The sequence below is a fragment of the Thermoanaerobaculia bacterium genome, from assembly GCA_035717485.1.
Classification (GTDB): Bacteria; Acidobacteriota; Thermoanaerobaculia; order UBA5066; family DATFVB01; genus DATFVB01.
The window spans coordinates 1-7,711 of sequence record DASTIQ010000224.1 but is presented as its reverse complement, the minus strand read 5'-3'; the positions used below and the strand labels follow the sequence as shown (position 1 = coordinate 7,711).

The following is a 7,711-nucleotide window of genomic DNA, read 5'->3' as shown; positions in this document are numbered from 1 at the left end:
CCTCGTCGACGGCGGGACGGTCGCGGCGGGGAATGCCCGCGGGATGGACGCGCGGAAACGGCTCGCGGCGCACGATTCGGCGTCGTATTTCGGGAACTCGGGAGGGGCCTTCCGCACCGGTCCGACGGGGACGAACGTCGCCGACTGGTGGTTCGGCCATGCCCGTTCCGGACGTTGATCGGGCCTTTGTCCAGGCCGTGCGCTAAAATACGGGCATGAAGACCTTCATTTCGGCTCTCGTCGTCGGGGCGATGTGTCTCCCCGGCTTCGCGCAGAAGCCGATTCCGGAGAATCCGACCGTCGCGCCGGCCCAGGCGGTGAAGTATCGATTCGTTCCGGAGCAGTCTTCGATCACGTTCGAGCTCCCGACGTCCTTCCACGTCATCCACGGGAAGGTCGACGCGTGGCACGGCGGGGTCGAGATCGATCCCGGCCAGCCCGGCGTGCTGAAGGCGCGGATCGCCATCCGCGCCGATTCGATCGAGACGGGGAAGGCGAAGCGCGATCTCGAGGTGCGGGACCGCGCGCTCGAGGCGGCGCGTTTCCCGGAGATCCTCTTCGAAGGGAGCTCGTACAAGGGAAATCTCTCGGGATTCGAGCCGGGCGCGACCTTGACGGCCGAAGTCGGGGGAACGCTGACGATCCACGGCGTCGCCAAGCCGATCCAGACCTCGGTCGAATGCGCGGTCCTTCCCGATCATGTCGTCGTCGCGGGCGCCGTCCCGGTCTTCTGGCGGCCCTTCGGCGTCCGCGACATGTCGCGGTTCCTGATGCGGGTCAAGGAGCCGATGCTGGTCGTGTTTCGCCTCTGGGCCGTCCCGGAATAACAGGCGCCGCGATACGCGCGGTTATGCGGGGCCGTGCGACCTGCCGTCCGCAGGCCGTACGCTCCCGGTACGCCTTAGCGGCCGGCAGCCGCCCGATCCCCGCCTTCCCGCACGTCTCGCGGCGCCTCGACATCGGGGTAACGGTCGCTCCGGGATTGACGCCGAGGTGTCGCGAGACGCGCGCCCGGCCGGCTCGATGTATCGCGAGGCCTGCTAAACTGGATTGTTTATGACCGGCTGGCCGGAAAGAAGGCGGCAGCTCGCCGCCGCGGAGCGTTTCGTCGAGGAGCCGAAGAAGTTCGGCGCGTACCGGCTCGCGCTCGGATTCCCGAACTCCTACGAAGTCGGGATGTCGAATCTCGGCTTCCAGTGGGTGTACCGGCTCTTCAACCGCGTCGACGATTTCGTCTGCGAACGTTTCTTCTGGGAAGAGGAGGCGCCGGCCGAAACGTTCGAGAGCGGGACGCCGCTCTCCGAGTTCGGCGTCGTCGCCTGGTCCGTCTCCTGGGAGATGGACTACGTCAATCTGCTGAAGACGCTCGATCGCGCCCGGATCCCTCGGCGGGCGAAGGATCGCGACGCGCGGCACCCGATCCTCGTCGTCGGCGGAGACTGCGCGCGAATCAATCCGGCGCCGCTGACGCCGTTCTTCGACGTCTTCGCGATGGGAGACGGCGAAAAGCTCGTGCCCGCGATTTCCGGGTTGATGAAGCGGGGACTCTCGCGGGACGAGTTCCTCGAGGAGGCCGCGAAAGTTCCGGGACTCTTCGTGCCGTCGGTGCAGGGGACGCGCGCCGAAAATTCGACCGCCGGCAAGATCGTGATCCAGCAGACCATGTCGAGGAAGGAGATCGGCCCCGACTACGAGGTTCCGCATTCGACGATCCTGACCCCGCACACGGAGCTCTCCGACAAGCTGCTGATCGAGATCTCGCGCGGATGCACCGAGATGTGCAAGTTCTGCTGGGCGGCCTACGCGATGGCGCCGATCAAGCAGTATCCGGCGTCCTCGATCCTCGCGACCGCGAAGCTCGGCCGTGAATTCACCGATCGCACGGGCCTCATCGCGACGGCGGTCTGCGATCACCCGGAGATCGACACGATCCTCGCGGGGCTCGCCTCGCTCGGTTTCCACATCGCGCTCTCGTCGATCAAGATCGACGCGATCCGTCCGGAAATCCTTTCGGTCCTCGCGGCGCAGGGGGAGAGATCGCTGGCGATCGCTCCCGAGGCGGGCAACGAGCGCCTGCGCCGCTTCATCAACAAGAAGGTGACCGACGCGATGCTTCGCGAGAAGGTCGCGATGATCTTCGCGCACGGGTTCACGAACCTGAAGCTCTATCTCCAGTTCGGGCTGCCGTCGGAGACGGAGGAAGACCTGCGCGACCTGGTGCGGCTCGTCGCCGACTGCCGGGAGATCGCGCTCGCCTCCGCGAAGGCGACCGGGAAGATGGCCACGATCGTTCCGTCGGTCAACGCGTTCATCCCGAAGCCCCACACGCCCTACGAGAACGAACCGCTCGCCTCGGAGGACGACCTGAAGCGCAAGAGCGAATTCCTCTCCCGCGCCTTCGTGCCGATGAGCAACGTCCGTTTCCGGGCGATGCCGGTTTCGGAAGCGAAGTGGGAGGCCTATCTCGCGAAGATGGACGAATCGGCGGCCGAGATCCTCGAGCGCGGCGCCGACGGGGTTCCGGTGCGCCGGCTGCTGAAGGATTTCGCGCCGGAGATCGACGCGGTGGTGCGGCCGTCGGCGCCGCCGGGTGCCGGCAAGCCCGTCAACGCCTGGGACTTCATCAGCAAGAGATAGCGGGCGCGACCGGCCACGGAGAAGAGGTCATTGTCCGGGAGCGGGCTCGCCGCGGCGAAACCTCGGCGAAGGCGGGCAGCGACCGCGGCAATCTCCGGAGTCCGGACTTGGAGAGATCGCTTCGGCCGGTGGCCGCCCCCCGGGCACGGCGGCCCCATATGACGGCGCGTATCACCGCGCCTCCTACCGCAGCCCCTTCGCGAGCTCCACGACCACGCCCGGCAGCGCCTCCATCTCCTTCCGCGACGTCCGAAAATTGACGATGCAGGCGCGCAGCGCGAACTTCCCTCCGACGACGGCGTTGGAGAGATAGAACCGGCCGTCCTCCTGGATCGCGGTCAGGAGCTTCGTATTGAGCTCGTCGAGAGCCTCCGCGTCGGTCATCCCTTCCGGAACGGCGCGGAACGTCACGATCGAGAGCCCGACGGTCAGGAGCTCGAGGCCGGGAGTCTTCCTCACGTTCTCCGCGAGCACGCCGGCGAGCGCGCAGTCGTCGGCCATCATCCGAACGGCGCCTTCCCGACCGGTCCGGCGGAGTCCCAGCCAGACCTTGAGAGCCCGGAAGCCCCGCGAGTTCTGCGGCCCGAGCTCGTAGAAATTGATCGTCTCCTCGTCGCGGTCGAAGTGGTAGTACGGCGGCCGATAGCTGAACGCGTCCCGGAGAGCGTCGCGCGAGCGCACGAGCGCGCACCCGGCTTCGACCGGCGTGTAGAGCCACTTGTGCGGGTCGACGGCGACGGAATCGGCGAGCGCGAGCCCTTTGAGGTCGGCCGAGGCGTCGGGGAGCGCCGCCGCGAGCGCGCCGTACGCTCCGTCGACGTGGAACCAGCAGTCGTGGCGTCGGGCGATCGCAGCGATCGCGGGAAGGGGATCCACCGCGCCCGTTCCGACCGAGCCCGCCGTCCCGACGACGAGGAACGGCCGCTCTCCGCGGCGTGCGTCCTCCGCGATCGCGTTCTCGAGCGCCTCGGGGATCATCCGCAGCTCCGCATCCACGGGGATCCAGCGGATCGCCTCCGTCCCGAGACCGAAGAGATCCGCCGCCTTCTGGATCCAGGTGTGCGTCTCCGCGGACGTGTAGACGCGCAGCCGGACGCGCCCGGGATCGATTCCCTTTTCGCGGACCTCCGGCTCCTTCGCCCGCCGGGCCGCGACGAAGCCGACGAAGTTCGCCATGTTTCCCCCCGAGACGAGCACCCCGCCCGTTCCGGGAAAGCCGATCAGCTCCGCGATCCAGCGCACCGTCTGCGCTTCGATCTCGGTCGCGGCGGGGGAGAGGCCGAAGGCGCCGCAGTTCGGGTTGACCGCCGCGGCGAGAAGGTCGGCGAGCGCTCCGATCGGCGCCGCGGACGACGTGATGTAGGCGAGGAACCCGGGATGGCCGTTGAAGAGCGAGTGTTCGAAGAGCAGTCGAGCGGCTTCTTCGAGAAGGGGAGCGGCGGGAGAGCCGCTGTCCGGAAGCCGTCGCTCGCTCCCGATCGCCGCGCGGACTTCCGCGGGCGTTTCCGCCGGAGTCACCGGGCGGCCGGGAAGGGAGTCGAGAAACCCCGCGATTCGGTCGACGAGGGAATGGCCGAGAGTGCGGAACTCTCCGGAAGACATTTCCAGGGGGGCGAGGCGGTTCGTGAGCGTGTCGGTCATGCGGCGGATGATAGATCGCCGCGGGTCGTGGCCGGGAGCTTGCTAACCTCTCCTCCGTGCGGCTCGAAACGACGCCCGCGGGACTCTTCCTTCCCGAAGTCGGTCTCCACGTGGATCCCGTTCTTCCGGTCGAAGCGGCGATCGTCACGCACGGTCACGGCGATCACGCCCGCGCGCTGCCCGGCCGGATGTACGCGACACCGGAGACCGCCGCGATCGTGCGGGCGAGGTTCGGGGAGACGGCGACTGTCGTCCTCCCGTACGGAGAGCCGGTCGACGTCGGCTCGCCCCGGTCTCCGGCTCGCCTGACGCTGTTTTCGGCGGGACACGTGCTCGGCTCGGCGGGCGCGCTCGTCGAACAGGGGGGCGAACGCCTCTTCGTGACCGGCGACGTGAAGCTCCGCCCTTCCCTCACCTGCGCGACCGCCGAGATCCCGGAATGCGACACGCTCGTCGTCGAGTCGACGTTCGGCCTGCGGGTCTTTCGGTTTCCCGAAACACGCCTCCTGCGGGAAGCGATCGTCGCGGAGGCGCGGGCGGCGCTCGGCGAGGGCGCGACACCGGTCTTCCTCGCGTACGCGCTCGGGAAGGGCCCGGAGGTCGCCAGGATCCTCGGCGGGGCCGGCATCCCGGTCTCCCTCCATGGAGCGATCGAGAAGATGAGCTCCCTCTACCGCGCGTTCGGAGTGACCTTCCCGAACGCGGTTCCGTACGATTCCTCGGCCCTCGAGGGGCGCGCCCTCGTCGTCCCGCCGCCGTGCCGCAGCCAGCCGATGGTCACGAAGATCCGGAACCGACGCGTCGTCGCGGTGACCGGCTGGGCGCTCCTCGACGCCGCGTACGACCGCTACGGGGCGCAGGGCCTCGTCCCGATGTCCGACCACGCGGATTTCGACGAGCTCGTGGCGATCGTCGAGAAGTCCCGCGCCCGACGCGTCCGCACCGTCCACGGGTTCGCGGACGCCTTCGCGCGCATCCTGGCGCGCCGCGGAATGGACGCGGAGGCGCTCGAGGCCGCCGCGCCGGAGGAGGCATGAAGGGATTCGCGGCGCTCGCGGCGAATCTCCGCGCGACGCGCCGGACGTCCGGGAAGGTCTCGCTCGCGGCGGGGTATCTGGCGGCGCTCGACCCGGAGTCCCTCCCGATCGCCGCGCGCTTCCTTTCCGGCCGCCCCTTTTCCGCGCGCGAGGAACGAACCCTCTCCGTCGGGGGAAGCGCGATCCATCGGACGGCGAAAGTCCTCTTTCCGGAAATCGACGACGAGACTCTCGGCGACTGCTTCCGCGAGGTCGGGGACGCGGGAGAGACGTTCGCGCTGCTCCAGCGAGGGCGGAAACGATCGGCCGATCTTCCGGTCCGGGAAGCCGCGGCGTTCTTCGAGCGACTGGCGGCGACCCGCGGGGTCGATCCGAAGCTGTCGCTCCTGGCGGCGACGCTCGAGCCGCTCGCGCCGGAAGTCCTGAAGGAGATCGTGAAGCTCGCGTCCGGCGGGCAGCGCACCGGGCTCTCGACGCTCCTTCTCGAGCAGGCGATCGCGAAGGCGTTCTCCGTTCCCCTCCCGGACGTCCAGCGGGCGAACCTGCTCGCCGGCGACGTGGGGCGGGTCGCGGCGCTCGCGTGCGACGGCCGGCTGTCGGAAGCCGCGCTCGCGCTCTTCCATCCCATGGGATTCCAGCTCGCGGCCGTGTACGAAGCCGGCGACGATCTCCCGTGGGAGAAGACCGTCGTCGAGGAGAAGTTCGACGGCATCCGGGCGCAGGCGCACGTCGCGCCGGCGGGCGCGCTCTCTCCGGGCCGCGTCGCCCTGTTCTCCCGGACGCTCGACGAGATCACCGGCTCGTTTCCCGAGATCGCGGCGCGCCTGGCGGCTCTCCCGGTTCCGCTCGTCGCCGACGGAGAGATCCTCGCGTTCGAGAACGGGCGCGCCCTCCCGTTCGGGCGGCTGCAGAAGCGGTTGGGGCGCAAGAAGGTCGATCGCCGGGCCATCGCGGAAGTGCCGCTCGTCTTCGTCTTCTACGACCTTCTCGCCTGGGAAGGCGCGCTCGTCATCGATCTTCCGTTCGTCGAACGGCGGAGAAGGCTCGAATCCCTGGTCCTTCCGCAGGGAACGTTCCTGTCGCCGGTTTCCCGCGCTTCCGGCGCCGGCGATCTCGAGTTCCTCTTCGACGCGGCGATCGCGCACGGAAACGAGGGACTGATGATCAAGGACGAGACCGCCCCGTACGCGCCGGGGAAGCGCGGACGGAGCTGGCTCAAGTACAAGAAGGCGCGCGCCACGCTCGACGTCGTCGTCACCGTCGCCGAGCCGGGGCACGGCAGGCGCGCGGGACTCCTCTCCGACCTGACGTTCGCCGTCCGCGCGGCGGACGGCTCGCTCGTCAACGTGGGCAAGGCTTATTCGGGACTCACCGACGCCGAGATCGCCGCGACGACCGCGACGTTCAAGCGGATCACCGAGAAGATGTACGGCCGGACGCGGATCGTCCGGCCGGAAGTCGTGCTCGAAGTCGCGTTCGACGGCATCCAGGAGTCGCGCCGGCACAAGTCGGGATACGCGCTGAGGTTCCCGCGCATCCTGCGCCTGCGCCCGGACAAGCCGATCTCGGAGATCGACACGGTCGAGCGCGTCGCCGAGCTGCACGAGCAGCTGATGTCGGGCGCGGCCCCGCCGAATCCCCTCGAAGAGGCGCGATAATCCGGCCATGACGAAACAGCACCCATTGACCCCGCTCGAAGAAGCGCTGGAAGCGTGGCGCGGCGCGCGCGACGGCGTAATCGCGGAAGCCGAAAACATCACGTCGAAGGGCTTCCACTTTCGCCCCGCCCCCGAATCGCGCACGGTCGCCGCGCTCTTGCGGCACATCATGGACGTCGGGATGATGGCGGCCGGCGAGCTCTCGCGTCCGGACACGGACTTCCACCGCGCGCCGTGGCCCGAGCTCCTCGCGACGTACGACGCCCCTCTCGCGAAGGCCCGAAACCGCGCGTCGATCCTCCGTCTGCTTCGGCGGTCGATCGCCGACGCGGAGCGGAAGCTCCGCCGGGCGGGCGAGCGGGAGATGAAGAAGAAAATCACGCGCTTCGACGGGCTGAAGGGCACGAAGCTCGAATGGCTCCATCACGCGATCGCGCACGAGGAGTACCACCGCGGGCAGCTCGCGCTGTATGCGCGGCTGATGGGCCGGGAGCCGGCGCTCACGCGCCTCATCCGCACCGGCAAATAGGCGGCGCGGACGATACGCGCCGTTATACGAGTCCGTCGGGACCGCCGGCGGGCTTAACGTACGCCCCGGTACGCCGCGCCCGCCGGCCGGTCCCGCCGAACCCGTCTTCCGGCACGTCTCGCCGCGCCTCCAAATGAATCCGAGAAAGTTCTGGTCGGAGCGCTCGCCCGACGTCCTCCTGGGCGGCAGCCGTGAGGCGCGGCCAGACG

At 69.0% G+C, this 7,711-nt stretch carries 6 protein-coding genes; 5 read left to right on the top strand and 1 reads right to left on the bottom strand.

Annotation, left to right across the window (positions count from 1 at the left end):
• Nucleotides 1-215 precede the first annotated feature (215 nt).
• On the top strand, nucleotides 216-827 hold the full coding sequence (locus VFS34_12070; GenBank protein HET9795187.1) for a YceI family protein: 612 nt from the start codon (nucleotides 216-218) through the stop codon (nucleotides 825-827).
• Between the two features lie 229 nt (nucleotides 828-1,056).
• Nucleotides 1,057-2,637, top strand: coding sequence for a radical SAM protein (locus VFS34_12065; GenBank protein HET9795186.1), 1,581 nt, complete (start codon nucleotides 1,057-1,059; stop codon nucleotides 2,635-2,637).
• A 183-nt stretch (nucleotides 2,638-2,820) separates the two neighbouring features.
• On the opposite strand, the gene VFS34_12060 is transcribed toward VFS34_12065, so the two are convergent.
• The gene (locus VFS34_12060) at nucleotides 2,821-4,278 is read right to left on the bottom strand and encodes an aminotransferase class V-fold PLP-dependent enzyme (protein HET9795185.1); all 1,458 of its coding nucleotides are present in this window, start codon (nucleotides 4,276-4,278) and stop codon (nucleotides 2,821-2,823) included.
• Nucleotides 4,279-4,334: 56 nt separating this feature from the next.
• On the opposite strand from VFS34_12060, the gene VFS34_12055 reads away from it, so the two are divergent.
• From VFS34_12055 to VFS34_12045, 3 genes are read left to right on the top strand one after another with little or no spacing between them, the layout of a single operon-like run.
• Nucleotides 4,335-5,315: an MBL fold metallo-hydrolase gene (locus VFS34_12055; GenBank protein ID HET9795184.1), complete on the top strand. Its 981-nt coding sequence runs from the start codon at nucleotides 4,335-4,337 to the stop codon at nucleotides 5,313-5,315.
• Nucleotides 5,312-6,973, top strand: a complete 1,662-nt coding sequence (locus tag VFS34_12050) for an ATP-dependent DNA ligase (GenBank protein HET9795183.1) — start codon at nucleotides 5,312-5,314, stop codon at nucleotides 6,971-6,973. Before VFS34_12055 ends, VFS34_12050 begins: the two co-directional genes overlap by 4 nt.
• Before the next feature lie 7 nt (nucleotides 6,974-6,980).
• Nucleotides 6,981-7,502 (top strand): DinB family protein, encoded by a 522-nt coding sequence (locus tag VFS34_12045; GenBank protein ID HET9795182.1) that lies wholly within the window; start codon nucleotides 6,981-6,983, stop codon nucleotides 7,500-7,502.
• Nucleotides 7,503-7,711: the final 209 nt, after the last annotated feature.

Excerpts from the sequence above, each read along its gene's own strand:
- VFS34_12070 (HET9795187.1), top strand. The coding sequence starts at position 216 with ATGAAGACCTTCATTTCGGCTCTCGTCGTCGGGGCGATGTGTCTCCCC.
- VFS34_12060 (HET9795185.1), bottom strand. The coding sequence starts at position 4,278 with ATGACCGACACGCTCACGAACCGCCTCGCCCCCCTGGAAATGTCTTCC.
- VFS34_12050 (HET9795183.1), top strand. The coding sequence starts at position 5,312 with ATGAAGGGATTCGCGGCGCTCGCGGCGAATCTCCGCGCGACGCGCCGG.
- VFS34_12065 (HET9795186.1), top strand. The coding sequence starts at position 1,057 with ATGACCGGCTGGCCGGAAAGAAGGCGGCAGCTCGCCGCCGCGGAGCGT.
- VFS34_12045 (HET9795182.1), top strand. The coding sequence starts at position 6,981 with ATGACGAAACAGCACCCATTGACCCCGCTCGAAGAAGCGCTGGAAGCG.